12 protein-coding genes and 1 pseudogene are annotated in these 14,652 nt (G+C 65.6%); 2 read left to right on the forward strand and 11 right to left on the reverse strand.

The annotated features are described in order from the left end of the window. From J4P02_RS18260 to J4P02_RS18280, 5 genes and pseudogenes are all read right to left on the reverse strand, one after another. Positions 1–531, reverse strand: a complete 531-nt coding sequence (locus tag J4P02_RS18260; RefSeq protein ID WP_426192732.1) for a DUF3087 domain-containing protein — start codon at positions 529–531, stop codon at positions 1–3. Between the two features lie 145 nt (positions 532–676). Next, positions 677–2,161, reverse strand: a pseudogene (locus J4P02_RS18265) (PepSY domain-containing protein). A 51-nt stretch (positions 2,162–2,212) separates the two neighbouring features. Continuing rightward, on the reverse strand, positions 2,213–4,381 hold the full coding sequence (locus tag J4P02_RS18270) for a TonB-dependent receptor (protein WP_426192734.1): 2,169 nt from the start codon (positions 4,379–4,381) through the stop codon (positions 2,213–2,215). 120 nt (positions 4,382–4,501) lie between these two features. Continuing rightward, entirely contained in the window at positions 4,502–4,885 is a 384-nt protein-coding gene (locus tag J4P02_RS18275; RefSeq protein WP_426192736.1) for a DUF2946 domain-containing protein, read from the reverse strand. Between the two features lie 235 nt (positions 4,886–5,120). Beyond that, entirely contained in the window at positions 5,121–5,537 is a 417-nt protein-coding gene (locus tag J4P02_RS18280; RefSeq protein ID WP_426192738.1) for a DUF6124 family protein, read from the reverse strand. Between the two features lie 498 nt (positions 5,538–6,035). On the opposite strand from J4P02_RS18280, the gene J4P02_RS18285 reads away from it, so the two are divergent. After that, positions 6,036–7,433, forward strand: a complete 1,398-nt coding sequence (locus J4P02_RS18285; RefSeq protein WP_426192740.1) for a flavin monoamine oxidase family protein — start codon at positions 6,036–6,038, stop codon at positions 7,431–7,433. A gap of 37 nt (positions 7,434–7,470) precedes the next feature. Here J4P02_RS18285 and J4P02_RS18290 read toward each other — a convergent pair whose 3' ends face one another. The 6 genes from J4P02_RS18290 to J4P02_RS18315 form a co-directional block, all read right to left on the reverse strand. Continuing rightward, positions 7,471–8,382, reverse strand: coding sequence for a universal stress protein (locus tag J4P02_RS18290; RefSeq protein ID WP_426192742.1), 912 nt, complete (start codon positions 8,380–8,382; stop codon positions 7,471–7,473). Between the two features lie 91 nt (positions 8,383–8,473). Continuing rightward, entirely contained in the window at positions 8,474–9,547 is a 1,074-nt protein-coding gene (locus J4P02_RS18295; RefSeq protein ID WP_426192744.1) for an NAD(P)-dependent alcohol dehydrogenase, read from the reverse strand. A 176-nt stretch (positions 9,548–9,723) separates the two neighbouring features. Then, positions 9,724–10,164: a carboxymuconolactone decarboxylase family protein gene (locus tag J4P02_RS18300; RefSeq protein ID WP_426192746.1), complete on the reverse strand. Its 441-nt coding sequence runs from the start codon at positions 10,162–10,164 to the stop codon at positions 9,724–9,726. A gap of 110 nt (positions 10,165–10,274) precedes the next feature. Further along, on the reverse strand, positions 10,275–11,717 hold the full coding sequence (locus J4P02_RS18305; RefSeq protein WP_426192748.1) for a mechanosensitive ion channel domain-containing protein: 1,443 nt from the start codon (positions 11,715–11,717) through the stop codon (positions 10,275–10,277). 241 nt (positions 11,718–11,958) lie between these two features. Beyond that, complete coding sequence (ycaC, locus tag J4P02_RS18310; protein WP_426192750.1) at positions 11,959–12,585, reverse strand: isochorismate family cysteine hydrolase YcaC; 627 nt, start codon at positions 12,583–12,585, stop codon at positions 11,959–11,961. Positions 12,586–12,731: 146 nt separating this feature from the next. After that, positions 12,732–13,607 (reverse strand): pirin family protein, encoded by an 876-nt coding sequence (locus J4P02_RS18315; protein ID WP_426192752.1) that lies wholly within the window; start codon positions 13,605–13,607, stop codon positions 12,732–12,734. A 97-nt stretch (positions 13,608–13,704) separates the two neighbouring features. On the opposite strand from J4P02_RS18315, the gene J4P02_RS18320 reads away from it, so the two are divergent. Continuing rightward, complete coding sequence (locus tag J4P02_RS18320) at positions 13,705–14,613, forward strand: LysR family transcriptional regulator (protein ID WP_426192888.1); 909 nt, start codon at positions 13,705–13,707, stop codon at positions 14,611–14,613. Positions 14,614–14,652 lie beyond the last annotated feature (39 nt).

Genomic DNA, 14,652 nt, shown 5'->3' on the forward strand with positions numbered 1-14,652 from the left:
TCAGCGTGGCTGGTGCGCCTTCACCGCCGCCAGCCACTGGGCGTCGAGACGCTCCTGCTGCGGGTCGATGCCTTTTTCCGCGAGCAGCGCCAGGTGCCGCTCCACCTCGCCCAGCATTTGCCCATGGGCGCTGGAGTTGGCGTCCAGCTGATGCATCTGCGCCAGCCCCAGGTGATAGAAGCGCAACAGCTTGAGGGCCGCCGGATCGCCTGCGGCCACCCCGGCCGTGACCTGGTGCATCACATTGGTCACCCGCATCAGGCTGCGCTTGAGGCGCCAGCCATACACCGCAGCCGCCATCCACGGCTGCTTCCAGAACACCTGGCGCACCAGGGCCGCGCTGATCAGTAGGCCGCAGAATACGCCGCCAGCGTTCCACACCAGGTTGTCGCCGCCGGGCTGGCCGAACAGGGCCACCGAAGCGCTGGAGAACAGCATGGCCAGGGCGATAAACACCAGGGCGATGATCAGGGTGCTGCGCCGGGTTTGCCGGCGATAGGTTTCAGGGTCCTGGGGGGTGATGACGAACATGGGCGCGACGGGCTCCGCTGGCTGAGACAAATGGACCGGCATTATCACCGCTGGCGCCCTGGCCGGCGGCTTAAATCGTCGGCCAGGGAAAAATATCTGCACGCGGGCTGATCCAGGTCGGCATTTGCGGCCGCTGAACCTCGCTTCAACGCTTGCGCGGACGTAAGCCACGGCCCAGGCGCCGCCAGCCCAGCACCACCCCGGTCACACTGAGCAGCAGGCCGCCGGCGCTGAACAGCAGCATCCACAGGTCCCACAGCGGCCGATTGGCCAGCAGCGGCAGCCAGTCCCAGCTATGCAGCAGGGCGAACAGCCAGCGCGAAGCGCGCCGCGGCTGATCCAGCTGGCCGACCACGGCCCCGGTGTACAGGTCCAGGTGCAGCCAGGTGCGGGCCGGGTCGTCGAAGGCCACGCGCAACACCGGCAGGCGCTGCTGCATGTGCCCGAGCATGCTGTGGGGCTCGCGGGCGTAGTAGTAGAAGTCGTAGGCATCGAGTTGCTGCACCACCAGCGGCCGCTCGGGACGAATGGCCCAGGCCGCCTGCTCCAGGGTGGCCGGATCGAACTAACGCAGCACCCGCTGCTCGGCCATATCGAGGATGCGCGTGCGCCCGGCGCCGTCGTAGCCGATCACATAGCCCTTGCCGGCGATCATCCGCCACTCCAGCTCCCGGGCCCGCAGGCCATCCTCGGCAAAACGCTGCAGGGCCTGGCTTGCGCTCAGGGGGAAGGCCGCGGCCTGCAGCGGCCCGCCTTGGTAGGCCGCCAGCGACAGCGGCTGGGCGCTGCTGAAGACTTGCCAGGGGTTCATCGACATCAGGCCGCTGAAGATCCAGGTGATGGCCAGCACCCCGAAAAGCATGCCGCCCAGGTGATGCCAGCGGGCAAAGCCCTGGTACGGCGAGCGCGAGCCGTTGCGATAGGTGCGGGTGAAGCGCCAGCGCAGCACGCCCACCGCCAGGCCGAGCACGGCCATCAGGGTGGCGCCCAGGGACAAGTAGGTGACGATCGGCCCCCAGGCGCCATCCATGCCGATGCCGCGCAGCGGGTACAGCCAGTGCAGCCAGGCGCCGACCCAGTTCCAGGCGCGCTCGGTGGCGGTGGCGTCGCGCACCACTTCGCCGCTGCTGGAGGAGACGTACAGCAGGCGCCCCTCGGCATCGGCCACGGCCACTCGGTGCAGGGGCCGGTCGGCGTCCAGGGCCCGGGACTGGCTCCAGCGGTCGCCATCGACAACCCCGCGCGCCTCGACGGCCACCCCAGGGGCAAACTGGCGCGCGGCGGCCAGGGCCTCGGCTTCACCCACAGGCTCGATCGGGCGGCCGTTCCGGGCATCGAGCGCCACCTTGCGCGCCCCCGGGTAGTCGAGGAGGTAACGGGGCTCGCCGGCCACGGTGCTCAGGCGAATGCTCGACGGCGGCCGCTGAGGATCGGCGGCGTGCAGCACCTGCTCCAGGTCGGCGCCCTCACCTTCCAGGCTCAGCGGCGGCAGGTGCGCCAGGTGCTCGGCGGGGGTCAGCTTGGGGTAACCGACATACAGCATCACCGCCCCGGAGACGAACCACAGGGCCATGAACAGGCAGGCGACTATGCCCAGCCAACGGTGCCAGAGGTACAGGTAACGCTTCATCACAGGTCTCTCGCCAGTGGACGGGGCTCGGCGGAGCCCCGCGGTCTCGGGTCAGAAGCGCGTTTGCAGCGCCAGTTCGAAGGTCCGTGGCGCCCCCAGGTAGAGCTGGGTCGAGCCGGTGGTGCGGGCATAGACCTGATCGGTGAGGTTGCGCACGCGGCCGGTGATGCGGGTATCGGCGTCGACCTGGTAACCGACAAAGGCGCCGAAAATCGTATAGGCCGGGGCATAGCGGGTGTTGGCCGCATCGGCGTAGATCGACGACACATAACGCGCGTCGCCCCCCACCTGCCAGGACGGTGCCAGGTCATAGGTCAGCCACAGGTTGGCCACCTTGTCCGGGGTGTTGGTGGGGCTGTTGCCCTTGCGCGACACCTGGCGCCCGCCGACGCTTTCATAGAACTCGTCGTACTGCGCATCGACGTAGGCGAAGTTGCCTTCGGCCAGCAGCTTGGGGGTGACCCGCAACGAAGTGGCCAGCTCCACCCCGCGGGACGATTGCTGGCCCACCGGCAGGCTGTTGCCGGGGTTGTTCGGGTCGGCGGTGGACAGGTTCTTGCGCTCGATACGGTAGGCGGCCAGGGTCGCCGAGCCGCGACCGTCGAGGTAGTCGAACTTGCTGCCAACCTCCCACTGATTGCCGGTGCTCAGGTCGAAGTCACGCACCTGGCCGTAGCTGGCGGTGGTGAGGATGCCCGCCGGCGGGTCGGCGGCGGTGCTGTATTGCACATAGACGTTGGCCGCCGGGGTCAGCTCGTACACCAGCCCCAAGCGTCCGGTGGTGGGCCGGTACTTGCGCTGGAAGAAGGCCGGGTTGGCCTCGGTCACCGCCCGGTAGTTGGTCACCTGCAGGTCGATCTGGTCGTGGCGCAGGCCGCTGAGCAGGGACAGGCGATCGGTCAGTTGCAGGCGGTTTTCAAGGAACATGGCCCAGGTGTCCACCTGGTTGCTGCGGTTCTTCGCAAAGCCCCGGCTCATGCCCGGCAAGTCCCAGAAACTGCCCGGGTCGAAATCGTCGGGGTTGACGCTGCCGGCCGAGCCCGACACCGAGCGCGGGTAGCTGGTCATCACGTTGTGGCTGTAGTCGATGCCCGCCGACCACTGGCTGTCGAGGCCGAACAGGCTGTTGTGATGCAGCAGTTCGAAACGGTTGCCGTTGAGTTCCTGGGCATGGCGCTGGAGCAGGATGCCGGAGCGGTCCACCTGGGTGTTGTTGCTGTTGTAGGCGTAGGTTTCCAGGTTGCGGTATTCGCGGTCGGCGTTGTAGTGGTACAGGGTGTTGCGCAGGGAGGTGTGTTCATCCAGCTGGTAGTCGAGGATCGAACGCAGCCACTGCACCCGCTGCTCATAGCGGCCATCGGCAACGTTGTAGTTTTCGAAGCGCCGGCTCTTGTCCACCTCCATCTTGCCCCCCAGGGGGTTCAGCACCGGGGTGCCCCAGTAAGGGCTGTCGACGCTTTCGTTCTGGTACTCGTAGGCCAGGGTGTGGGACAGCTGGTCGTTGAAGTCGGTGAGCAGGGAAAAGGCGGTGGTCCAGGCATCGCGCTGCTCGCGGTCGACATAGCCGTTGCTGGTGGTGTGGCTGACATCCAGGCGCGCGTAGTGGCGCGGCCCGTCGCCATGGTTCAGCGCATGGTTGAAGCCGAAGGAGGTCTCGGTGCTGTCGTAGGCGCCATAGCTGATCCGCCCTTCGTTGAACGACTCAGTGCGCGAGGGCAGCTTGGTGATGTAGTTGATCGAGCCGCCCACGGCGCCAGCGCCGTAGAGAAAGCTCGACGGCCCGCCCACGGCCTCGACCCGGTCATAGATCCAGCTGTCCACCGGGCGCGCGGCGATGGCGTCGTATTGCACGCTGATGCCGTTGAACAGCTGGGTGATCTGCGCCCCGGAAAAGCCGCGATAGGAGACAAACCCGGCGAAACCCGGCGACGCCGCGGCGTTCATTCCCGGCACGCCGGAGAGCATGTCCTGGGTGTTGGCGGCGCCGCGCTGCTCGATCTGCTGGCGGCTGACCACGCTGACCGAAGCCGGGGTTTCCCGGGGCGTCAGGCCCAGGCGCGAACCGGTGCTGCCCTGGGTGTCGAGCTGCAAGCCGGTGGCCGGCTGTTCATCGGCGCTGATGCGCATCTGCGGCAGTTGCACCGGGCTGTCGGCCAGGGCATTGAATGACAGGGCGCAGCACAGCACCGCGCAACGGGGAGAGCGATAGAGGAATTTCATGGACTCGGACTCGAAAAAAAAGCATCGAACAGCGTCCGGCGCCAATCGCTGGAGCGACTGCCTAACCGGTACCGGAAGATGAAACAAGCGCGACGACCGAATACGGCCGCCAGGGACGAGTCAGCCCAGAGGGGGGGCTCGAGGATTGAGGGCCGGCCATGAATAGCGCGGCGGTGCCTTGCTGCGCCGCTCGACTCGGGGCTGTGCCTGGGGCTCGCGCCGCAGCAGCCAGGCCAGGGCGAACAGCAGGCTGATGCCCAAGCTCACGGCCGAGCACAGCGGGCACATAAAGGTGCTCATGCCACCGGCGGCGGCCTGATCACTGAAATCGCCGCTCTGGCTCGGGGCCGGCGTGCCCATGGCGGAACAGAACTGCCCGCCCACACCATTCAGCTCCAGCCCCGCCAACTGCCCATGGCCCAGGCCACAGACGAGCACGTTGAACAGCACGCAGAAATACAGCGTCCAGGCAATGTGGGGGCGATGGGGTGAGGTGCGGGTCATGGCGGCAAGAATAACAGTGAAAAAAGCCCTGGAAAATCACCCCTTTACGGCACGCAAAACTAAAGGGCCCGCCAGCGGTGAGGTTGAGGCGAGCTTTATAGCCCACCTCTGCAAGGCCAAGGATCGGACCAGAACGAAAGTTGTCGTTTGTGGCGAGAAAGCTTGCTCGCGCTGGGTGGCGCAGCCGCCCCAATGGCTGCACCCCCAAGGCTTCATCAGGCTAGAAATCCAGGCGTTACGAGCGCTGCACAGCCGGGCGCCGAGCCGCCGAGGGGCGACCCGCTTGCTCGCCACCCTTCGGGCCCTGACGACCATCGAGCAAGGCCTCCACCACTGCCCTGGCCATCTCCACCGAATGCACCATCGACCAGATCAAGCCGCGCTCGATGCCGCCACCCTGCTGGGCGATTTCATCGCAGACCTCCTCGGCGCATTTGAGCAACAACGACACATGCACCAATGCCTCTTCGCCGCTCACCCCCGGGCGCACGCTGAACAGCGAGTCAGGGGCAACGGCATTGGCTCGGGTCTTCAGCTGGAACAGAGTGGGCGCCACCGATTGCTTGGCCAGAGCCGCACGCAGAGCGGTGTTGGCGGCCTTGAGCTCAGGGTCGCGATAGGACGTGGGTGGATCGGGAACAATCTTTTTCATGGTCAACCTCCTGGTAATGAAGAGGAGCCAACACCCTTCGCTTGCACACGATTTAAGGTGGCAGCCGTACGCGGGTGTGCAAGACCGAGTTACCAGAACCCCGGCAGATCCGAAGATCTCCCACGCACGGCCGCCATAAAGTCGCGGACATGAAAACGCTCAATCGAAGCCGAGCGTTTATGCATCTGGTAATCATCGAACTTGCACGTCCGAGTCATCGATTTGGCGATGACCAGAACACCCTAGCCCGCCCACCAGGCGCATTCAAGCGGTCCGCAGTTTCTCGGATTTGCCTTACAAAAGAAAGAGAATTGGCGCACTTTCACAACAGTTCGACAACAATTCAGTAACAACTGTGCAGACGCAGAAGACCATACTGCGACGGCGATTTTTGCCCGGTGCACAACAGCAGCAGCCTGAGATTTACCGATAGAACCCCGGCGCCAGCGACCCAAGAATTGTTGGCAGTTGCCCTCACCTGACCCAAGAGCACGGAAGATGCCTGCACAGCCTTTTACAACACCCCGCCGCCGGCTGCCGGTGGCCCGTCCCGCGGCCCTGGAAGCCGTGCCCGGCGCCGTCACCCGGGTGCTGGTGGTGGGCGCCGGATTCGCCGGCCTTGCCGCCGCCAATGCGCTGATCACCGCCGGCATCGAGGTGCAGGTGCTGGAGGCCCGGCCACGGATCGGCGGCCGTACCCACACCCTGGCCCTGGGCAATGCCCAAGTGGATGCCGGCGGTTCGTGGATTCACGACCCAGAGGGCAACCCCTTGAGTGAACTGGCGCAGTTCATGGCCCTCGATACCCTGGAATTTTCCATCGCCGAGATGATTGCCGGCCTGGCCCTGGTCGACCCGCACGGGCAACCCCTGGCCCCTGCACAGCGGGCGCAGATCCTGGAACTGGCGGACAGCATCGAAAGCGAGCTGATGGACAGCGCCATCGAGTACCCGCCCCAATTGTCCCTGGAGCAATGGCTGCACCAGCGCCTGCAGGACATCGTCGACCCCGAGCTGCGGGACTGGGTGCGGTTTGTCATCAGCACCGGTTTGCAAGCCGACCTGGCGGCGCCCGCCCGGGACATCGCCCTGCTCAACTACAGCCTGGAGTGCGACTACCAGGGCACCGATCGCTGCATTCGTGGCGGCTACCAGCACCTGCTGCAAGGCCTGGCCAAGGGCCTGCCCATCAGTACCGACTGGCCCGTGGCGAAAATCACCCAGGATGCCGACGGGGTGACCCTGGAGAGCCGCGATGGGCGAGTGGAACGCGGCTCCCACCTGCTGTTGAGCGTACCGCTGGGGGTGCTCAAGGCCGGCAGCATCGAATTTTCACCGACCTTGCCGACGGACAAGACCGCCGCCATTCAACGCCTGGGCTTCGGTGCCTTCGAAAAGCTCCTGCTGAGTTTCGAGCAGCCGTTCTGGGCCAGCGAGCAAGCGCCGTGCAGCGGTTTGCTGATCAAGGATCATCCGCTGTTCCCCTACTGGATCGACCTCTCGCCACTGACCGGCACGCCGACCCTGGCGGCGCACATTTGCGGACCATCGGCCCTGGAACTGGCCAAGCTCGACGATAACGCGGCGTTGGCCCTGGCCCTGGAGGCACTGGCCACGGTCTGCCCAGGCACGCTGCCAGCGCCGAAGGCGGTGCACCGTACCCGCTGGCTCAACGACCCCTACAGTCGCGGAGCCTACCTGCACCTGACGCCCGAAGCCTCGCTGGAGGACATCGCCCGGCTCGCCGCGCCCTGGGGGCGGGTGCTGCTGGCGGGGGAAGCCACCTCCCGCGAGCGTTATGGCTATGTCGACGGCGCCTACTGCTCGGGGCTGCGGGAGGCCGCTCGACTGCTGCCGGGCATCGACCTGGCGGTGTCGATAGCCGCTGGGAGCTGAAGCGGGCCGGGCGTTGATGCCCGGCCCTAGCGCACGGTCAGGCCTCGCCCAGGGCCTTCACCGCGAGGATGCTGCCCGGCATCGAGTACAGCGCGCGTTCGGTGGTGCTGCCGATCAGCCGGCCAAAGCCGGTGCGGTGCACGGTGCCCATCACCACCACGTCCACCAGGTACTCGTCGACGAACTGGGCGATGCCCGGCACCGGCGGGCCCATGATGAAATGGCGGAATTCCTGGGGCACGTTGTGCGCGTCCCCCAGACGTTCGAATTCCTTGTGCAGGGAGTCGCGCAACTCATCCAGGCAATTGACGCTCCAGGCAGTGGATGCCACCGGCGCCACACCGTCGAGCATCGGCATCAGGTCGTAGGCGTAGAGCAGGTGCAACTGCGCGTCGCATTGCAGGGCCAGGGCGTTGGCAGTCTGGATGATCAGCGCATTGAGGCCGCGGATCTGCGTGTCGGACTGAGCCGGGTCCACCGCGGCGACGATGCGCCGCGGCAGTTTGTGCGGCGCGTCGTTGACCAGGTGCACCGGCACCGGCGCCTCGCGCAGCAGGTGGCAATCCAGGGGGGTGACGAACACCCGCTTGAGGGCCGACTCCAGGGTCACGTCCTTGATCAGCAGGTCGGGGTTGAACTCGTCGATGTACTCCAGCATGTCCTTGAGCACCTGGGTGCTCCAGATCACCTGGGTGGTCACCTGCACGCCCTGCTCGCGCATCCACTGGGCCTCCACCTCCAGCCAGCGGGCATGGCGTTGCAGGTAGGCCTGGCGTTCGCTGTCTTCCAGGTGCTCTTCCCAGAGGTAGGTGCGCGCTGGTGGCTCGACGAACACCAGGGCATGCAGGGCCGCGCCGCTGGCCCGGGCCAGGGCGGCGGCGCGACGGGCTGCCGGAGACTGGTGCTGCTGCGGATCGGCAATCAGCAACAGGCGCTGGTACTGGCTCATGGTGCACCTCCAAGAACTGTGATTGACCTTGAGTGTCGTCCCTCTAGGGTTCGGGCGCCTTGATATGCATCAACGGCGCCCGGCCCAGGGTTCAAGGGGTGATGGCGATCTTCATCACGCCGTCGCGCTGGCTGGCGAACAGCTCGTAGGCGGCTTCGATGTCATCGAGCTTGTAGCGATGAGTCACCAGGGGTTCAAGGTTCACCTGGCCGCTGGCGACCACCGCCATCAGCCGGCGCATGCGCTCCTTGCCGCCGGGGCACAGGGTACTGAGGATGCTCAGGTCGCCGAGGCCGGCGGCGTAGGCATCCAGGGGAATGTGCAGGTCGCTGGAGTAGACCCCGAGACTCGACAGCTTGCCCCCCGGACGCAGCACCCGCAGCGCCGACTCGAAGGTGCCCTGGGTGCCCAGGGCCTCGATGGCCACGTCCACCCCGCGGCCATCGGTCAACTGCATGATCTGCTTGACCACGTCGCCACGCTTGAAGTCCACCACATGGGTGGCGCCCAGGCCCTTGGCCACGCTCATGCGTGCAGCCACCGTGTCGACGCCGATAATGGTGGTGGCGCCCTTGAGCCGGGCCCCGGCCACCGCGCACAGGCCAATGGGCCCCAGGGCGAACACCGCCACGCTGTCGCCGATACTGACCTCGGCGCGTTCGGCGCCGGAGAAACCGGTGGACATGATGTCCGGGCACATCAGCACGGCTTCGTCGCTCAGACCATCGGGGATCGGGCACAGGTTGGCCAGGGCATCCGGCACCCGCACGTATTCGGCCTGGCAGCCATCGATGGTGTTGCCGAACTTCCAGCCACCCGTGGCGCGAAAGCCGTGGCGGGTATCGGGGCCGTCCTGGGAGCCGCAGCCACAGAGGCAAGCGTAGCTCTGGCCACTGGGGGTAATGGCCCCGGCGATCACCCGCTGGCCCTCGTGGAAGCCACGAACCTCCGAGCCCAGGCGCTCAATCACCCCCACGGGCTCATGACCGATGGTCAGGCCCCGGGCTACCGGGTACTCGCCCCGCAAGATATGCACGTCGGTGCCGCAGATGGTGGTCGTGGTGATCCGCACCAGGGCGTCCAGTGGACCGATTTCAGGGATGTCCTTGTCTTCCAGGACAATGCGGTTTTTCTCCACGAATACTGCGGCTTTCATCTTGGCCATGTTGCCGATCTCCTGTGCCGGGAAGGGGCCTGCGTCAATCCGCAGGCCTGGGAACAGGCTGCACGCAGCGCCCGGGGAAAGGTTTGATCATGGTCAAGCAACCGCCGCTCACCCGACCGTGCGTCGCAAATGCGGGTTTCAGGCGCTGCGCCAGCCCGCCCAGCAGGACCGGGTTTTCAATCCTGGGGTTGCTTGCGAAAGCCCACCGCCAGGCGGTTCCAACTGTTGATGGTGGAGATCGCCACACTCAGATCGACGCATTCGCTGGGGCTGAACTGGCTGGTCAACAGCTCATAATCGGCGTCCGGCGCCTGGGTTTCGCTGAGCCGGGTCAGGGCTTCGGTCCAGGCCAGGGCGGCACGCTCGCGGGGGGTGAAGAACGGGCTTTCGCGCCACACCGATACGGCGAACAGGCGGCGTTCGCTTTCACCGTGCTTGAGGGCATCGCGGCTGTGCATGTCGACACAGAAGGCACAGCCGTTGACCTGGGAAGCCCGCAGCTTGACCAGCTCCACCAGGGATTTTTCCAGGGGCAGCCGGGAGACCGCGGTTTCCAGGGCCAGCATGGCTTTCAGGGCATCCGGCGAGGCGGTGTAGAAATCGATACGAGGTTGCATGGGTCAGCTCCGCTGTGGGTCTAGGTGCTGCCACCTTAGAGCGCGCAGCCCGCGGCACCAATGACCAATGCCGACAGACTTGAGGAGACCAATGCGCCGCCACCCTGCCCTCAGGCACGGCTGCGCAGCCACTGTAGGAAGCCCTTGCGCGCCACCGGCTTGGGCACCGCCTGGGTCAGGCTCTGGGCCATGTGCCGACGGAAATCCAGCAGGTTCTTCATGGCCTCGCCGATGTCGTGGCGAGCATCCAGGCAGGGTTTGAGAAACTCGTTGTCGATGCGGTACAGGCTGCAGAAGGTCTTGGCCGAGAACTCCGCCAGGGTGGCTTCCTCGGACACCACCCCGGCCTCGCCAATCACCTCCCCCGGGCCCATGCGCCCGGCTTCGAACGGCTTGCCGTCGCGCTGCATATGCACCGTCACCACCCCGGATTCGATGATGAACAGGTGATCGCTGACCTCCCCGGCCGGGAGAATCACCTGGCCGGCGCGGAAGGTCTGCAGGTGCATGTTCTGGCTGAAGGTGTCCTTCTCTTCCTGGCGCAGGGTGGAGAAGATGCTCGAGGCATCCAGCAAGGCCCGGGGTCGTGACAGGCTGGCCGACGGGCTGCTCTCGCCGGTGGACAGCAGGCTGATGCCGCTGGCCTGCAAATGCCGGAACGCCAGGTCGAACAGCTGGTTACGCACCTCGCGCTTCTGCCCCATGCTGGCGACAAAACCGCTGATTTCATATTCCGCGCCGCTGCTGCCGGTGCTTTTCATGGCCACACTGGGCGACGGCGTGGCCAGCAGGAAACGACAGCCGAGGGTGGCGCGCTCCAGGGCCTCGATGACTTTCTGCGGGCGGGCGTGGGGGCTCACCTGCAGGCTTACCGACAGGCCATGCACATCGCTGGGCCGGCTGAAGTTGGTGATCTTGGCCTTGGACGCCAGGGAATTGGGGATCACCACCATGCTGCCCTGGGAAGTCTGCAAGCGGGTGGCGCGCCAGTCGATGTCCACCACCCGGCCTTCGGTGCCGTCGATGGCGATCCAGTCATCGATCTGATAGGGCTTGGTGGTGTTGAGCACGATCCCGGAAAACAGGTCGCTCAAGGTGCTCTGCAAGGCCAGGCCGACAATGATCGCCACCGCTCCGGAGGTGGCCAGCACGCCCTTGACCGGCAGCTCCAGCACATAGGCCAGGGCGGCGATGATAGCGATCAGGAAGATCACCGCGCCCATCAGGTCCTGCAGCAAGCGCCCGGTGTGGCCGACCCGCTGCATCATCAGGGTGCCCAGCAACACGGTCAGGGTGCGTGCGCCAAACAGCCACCAACCGATCTGCAGGCCAGTGGCGGCCAGGTGCAGGGGCACATCCTCCGGCCAGGGCGCGGCCTGCATCGGGTTCATGCCCTGGTTGAACAGCATCAGGCTGTAGAGGGAGAAGATCAGCACCCGCACCGCCAGTTTCCAGTGTTCGCCGCGGGTGCCGATCAGGCGCCAGAGCAGCACATCCAGCAACAGCAGAAACAGCGCGGCCAACAACGGATGATCGGCGAACAGGGAAGACATCGAGGCACTCCGGCAAGACGAGGGCAGCAAGATCTCACGAAAGACCCGGAAACAGGTATAGCAGGGCCTGTCGCGCCGCCAGGCTCCTCACTCCGAACCAAGCGCTTTAATCGTCGTGGCGAGGGAGCTTGCTCCCGCCGGGTCGCGCAGCGGCCCCAAGAATGGAACAGCTACACCACTCAGCGGGAGCAAGCTCCCTCGCCACAGATCAGCTATCGCTCAATCTACCGCGTGGCTGAGACTACTTGCCCTGGGTCAGGGTGTTGTAGCTGGTCATCAGGTTGCGGTAGTCGGGAATATGGTTGGAGAACAGGGTCGCCAGGCCTTCGACGTCGTTGCGCCAGTCGCGGTGCAGTTCGCAGGCCAGGCCGAACCAGGTCATCAGTTGGGCACCGGCATTGGACATGCGGTTCCAGGCCGAGTCGCGGGTCAGTTCGTTGAAGGTGCCGGAAGCATCGGTGACCACGAACACTTCAAAGCCTTCCTCCAGGGCCGAAAGCGCCGGGAAGGCCACGCACACCTCGGTCACCACCCCGGCAATGATCAACTGCTTCTTGCCGGTGGCCTTGATTGCCTTGACGAAGTCTTCGTTGTCCCAGGCATTGATCTGGCCAGGGCGGGCAATGTAGGGCGCATCGGGGAACAGCGCCTTGAGCTCGGGCACCAGCGGGCCGTTGGGGCCGGTTTCGAAGCTGGTGGTGAGGATGGTCGGCAGCTTGAAGTACTTGGCCAGGTCGGCCAGGGCCAGCACGTTGTTCTTGAAGCGATCGGGGTCGATATCGCGGACCAGGGACAGCAGGCCGGCCTGGTGGTCGACCAGCAGAACGGCAGCGTTGTTCTTGTCCAGACGCTTGTATGCAGTGCTCATGTGAAGTCCTCGCTAATGATCGATGCCGGAATACCCGGCTTGAATGAAACCCGTGGCACGCACCGCCGGGGTAACGGCGGGCGTCGGGGTGTAGCGCGCGACGGGCAAAGCCTAGTTGCCGATGCCCGCCGCGCCAGCGCAGCCGGTCAGTGACCGCTGGCGTCCATCCGGCCGAAGCGTCCCGATTGGAAATCGACAAAGGCCTGATGAATCTCCTCTTCGCTGTTCATCACGAACGGGCCGTGGCCGACTATGGGTTCGTCGATGGGCTCGCCGCTGAGCACCAGCACGATCGCCTCGTTGTTGGCTTCCAGGCTGATGCCCTGGCCATCGCGCTCCAGCAATGCGAACTGGCCTTCACGCAGCAACTCCTGGCCATTGACCTGAAGCGTGCCGCGCAACACCACCAAGGCGCTGTTACGCCCTGAATGCAGTGGCAGTTCCAGGTGCTTGCCGGCCCGCAGGCGAATGTCCCAAACGTCGATCGGGGTAAAGGTGCGGGCCGGGCCGCGCTGGCCGTCGTACTCGCCGGCGATCAGGCGCAGGCTGCCGGCATTGCCCGGCAGCGCAAACTGCGGAATGTCCGCCGCCATCAGGGTCTGGTAACCGGGCGCCGCGAGCTTGTCCTTGGCCGGCAGGTTGACCCACAGCTGGACCATTTCCAGGTTGCCGCCGCGCTTGGCGAAATCCGTGGAATGAAACTCCTCGTGGAGAATCCCCGAGGCCGCGGTCATCCACTGCACATCCCCCGGGCCAATCTTGCCGCCGCTGCCGGTGGAATCGCGGTGCTCCACTTCACCGTCGTAGACGATGGTCACGGTTTCGAAACCGCGATGGGGGTGCTGGCCCACGCCACGGCGGGCGCTGGTGGGGCTGAACTGCGCAGGGCCGGCGTGATCCAGCAGCAGGAACGGGCTGATGTGCTGGCCCAGGTGGTCGTAGGAAAACAGGGTGCGGACCGGGAAACCGTCGCCCACCCAATGGGGCCTGGGACTGGTGTAGATGCCGATGATGTTTTTCATGTCGTCCTCCAGAACTATCTGATGGACACAGCTTAAAATCAGCACCTTTGTTGCACTAGACTGCAAAAATCGCCCTTAGCGTTCTATTTGGAGAACGATCTTGGAAGACCTGAACACCCTCTACTACTTCACCCAGGTGGTGGAGCACCGGGGTTTCGCTGCCGCCGGGCGGGCCCTGGACATGCCCAAGTCCAAGCTCAGCCGGCGTATTGCCCAGTTGGAAGAACGCCTGGGCGTGCGCCTGATACAGCGCACCAGCCGCCACTGTTCGCTGACCGAAATCGGCCAGGAGTACTACCAGCGCTGCCTGGCCATGCGGGTGGAAGCTGAGGGCGCAGCGGAGGTCATCGAGCGCAACCGCTCCGAGCCCCAGGGGCTGGTGCGCATCGCCTGCCCCACGGCCCTGCTCAACTCCTGGGTGGGGCCGATGCTCACCCGCTTTATGCTCAGATACCCCCTGGTGGAGCTGTTTATCGAGAGCACCAACCGTCGCGTCGACCTGATCCATGAAGGCTTCGATATCGCCCTGCGGGTGCGTTTCCCGCCCCTGGAAAACACCGACCTGGTGATGAAGGTGCTGGGCAACAGCACCCAGTGCCTGGTGGGGCATGCGGATTTTCTCCAGCGCCTGTCGAGCCCCGCCTCACCGGCCGACCTCAGCGGCCTGCCGAGCCTGCATTGGGGCGCCGCGCAACGGGACTATCAATGGCAGCTGCTGGGCCCCGATGGCGCCGAGGCGTTGCTCCGCCACCGCCCGCGGATGGTCACCGATGACCTGCTGGCCCTGCGCCACGCGGTGCTGGCGGGGATCGGCATTGCCCATCTGCCCAAGGTGGTGGTGCGCGAAGACCTGGATGCCGGGCGCCTGGTGGAACTGGTGCCCGGCTGGGCGCCGAAATGCGGGATAGTCCACGCCATCTTCCCCTCGCGCCGCGGCCTGCTGCCTTCGGTACGCAGCCTGATCGACTTTCTTGGCGAGGAGTTCAGCCACAGCGATATGGCCTGAATGCAAAACGGCATCCCCTGGGGGATGCCGTTTGGTTTG

The organism is Pseudomonas sp. NFXW11 (genome assembly GCF_049887815.1).
Taxonomy (GTDB): Bacteria; Pseudomonadota; Gammaproteobacteria; order Pseudomonadales; family Pseudomonadaceae; genus Aquipseudomonas.

Coding starts and splice junctions, on each gene's coding strand:
- J4P02_RS18260 (WP_426192732.1), bottom strand. CDS start 531: ATGTTCGTCATCACCCCCCAGGACCCTGAAACCTATCGCCGGCAAACC.
- J4P02_RS18270 (WP_426192734.1), bottom strand. CDS start 4,381: ATGAAATTCCTCTATCGCTCTCCCCGTTGCGCGGTGCTGTGCTGCGCC.
- J4P02_RS18275 (WP_426192736.1), bottom strand. CDS start 4,885: ATGACCCGCACCTCACCCCATCGCCCCCACATTGCCTGGACGCTGTAT.
- J4P02_RS18280 (WP_426192738.1), bottom strand. CDS start 5,537: ATGAAAAAGATTGTTCCCGATCCACCCACGTCCTATCGCGACCCTGAG.
- J4P02_RS18285 (WP_426192740.1), top strand. CDS start 6,036: ATGCCTGCACAGCCTTTTACAACACCCCGCCGCCGGCTGCCGGTGGCC.
- J4P02_RS18290 (WP_426192742.1), bottom strand. CDS start 8,382: ATGAGCCAGTACCAGCGCCTGTTGCTGATTGCCGATCCGCAGCAGCAC.
- J4P02_RS18295 (WP_426192744.1), bottom strand. CDS start 9,547: ATGGCCAAGATGAAAGCCGCAGTATTCGTGGAGAAAAACCGCATTGTC.
- J4P02_RS18300 (WP_426192746.1), bottom strand. CDS start 10,164: ATGCAACCTCGTATCGATTTCTACACCGCCTCGCCGGATGCCCTGAAA.
- J4P02_RS18305 (WP_426192748.1), bottom strand. CDS start 11,717: ATGTCTTCCCTGTTCGCCGATCATCCGTTGTTGGCCGCGCTGTTTCTG.
- ycaC (WP_426192750.1), bottom strand. CDS start 12,585: ATGAGCACTGCATACAAGCGTCTGGACAAGAACAACGCTGCCGTTCTG.
- J4P02_RS18315 (WP_426192752.1), bottom strand. CDS start 13,607: ATGAAAAACATCATCGGCATCTACACCAGTCCCAGGCCCCATTGGGTG.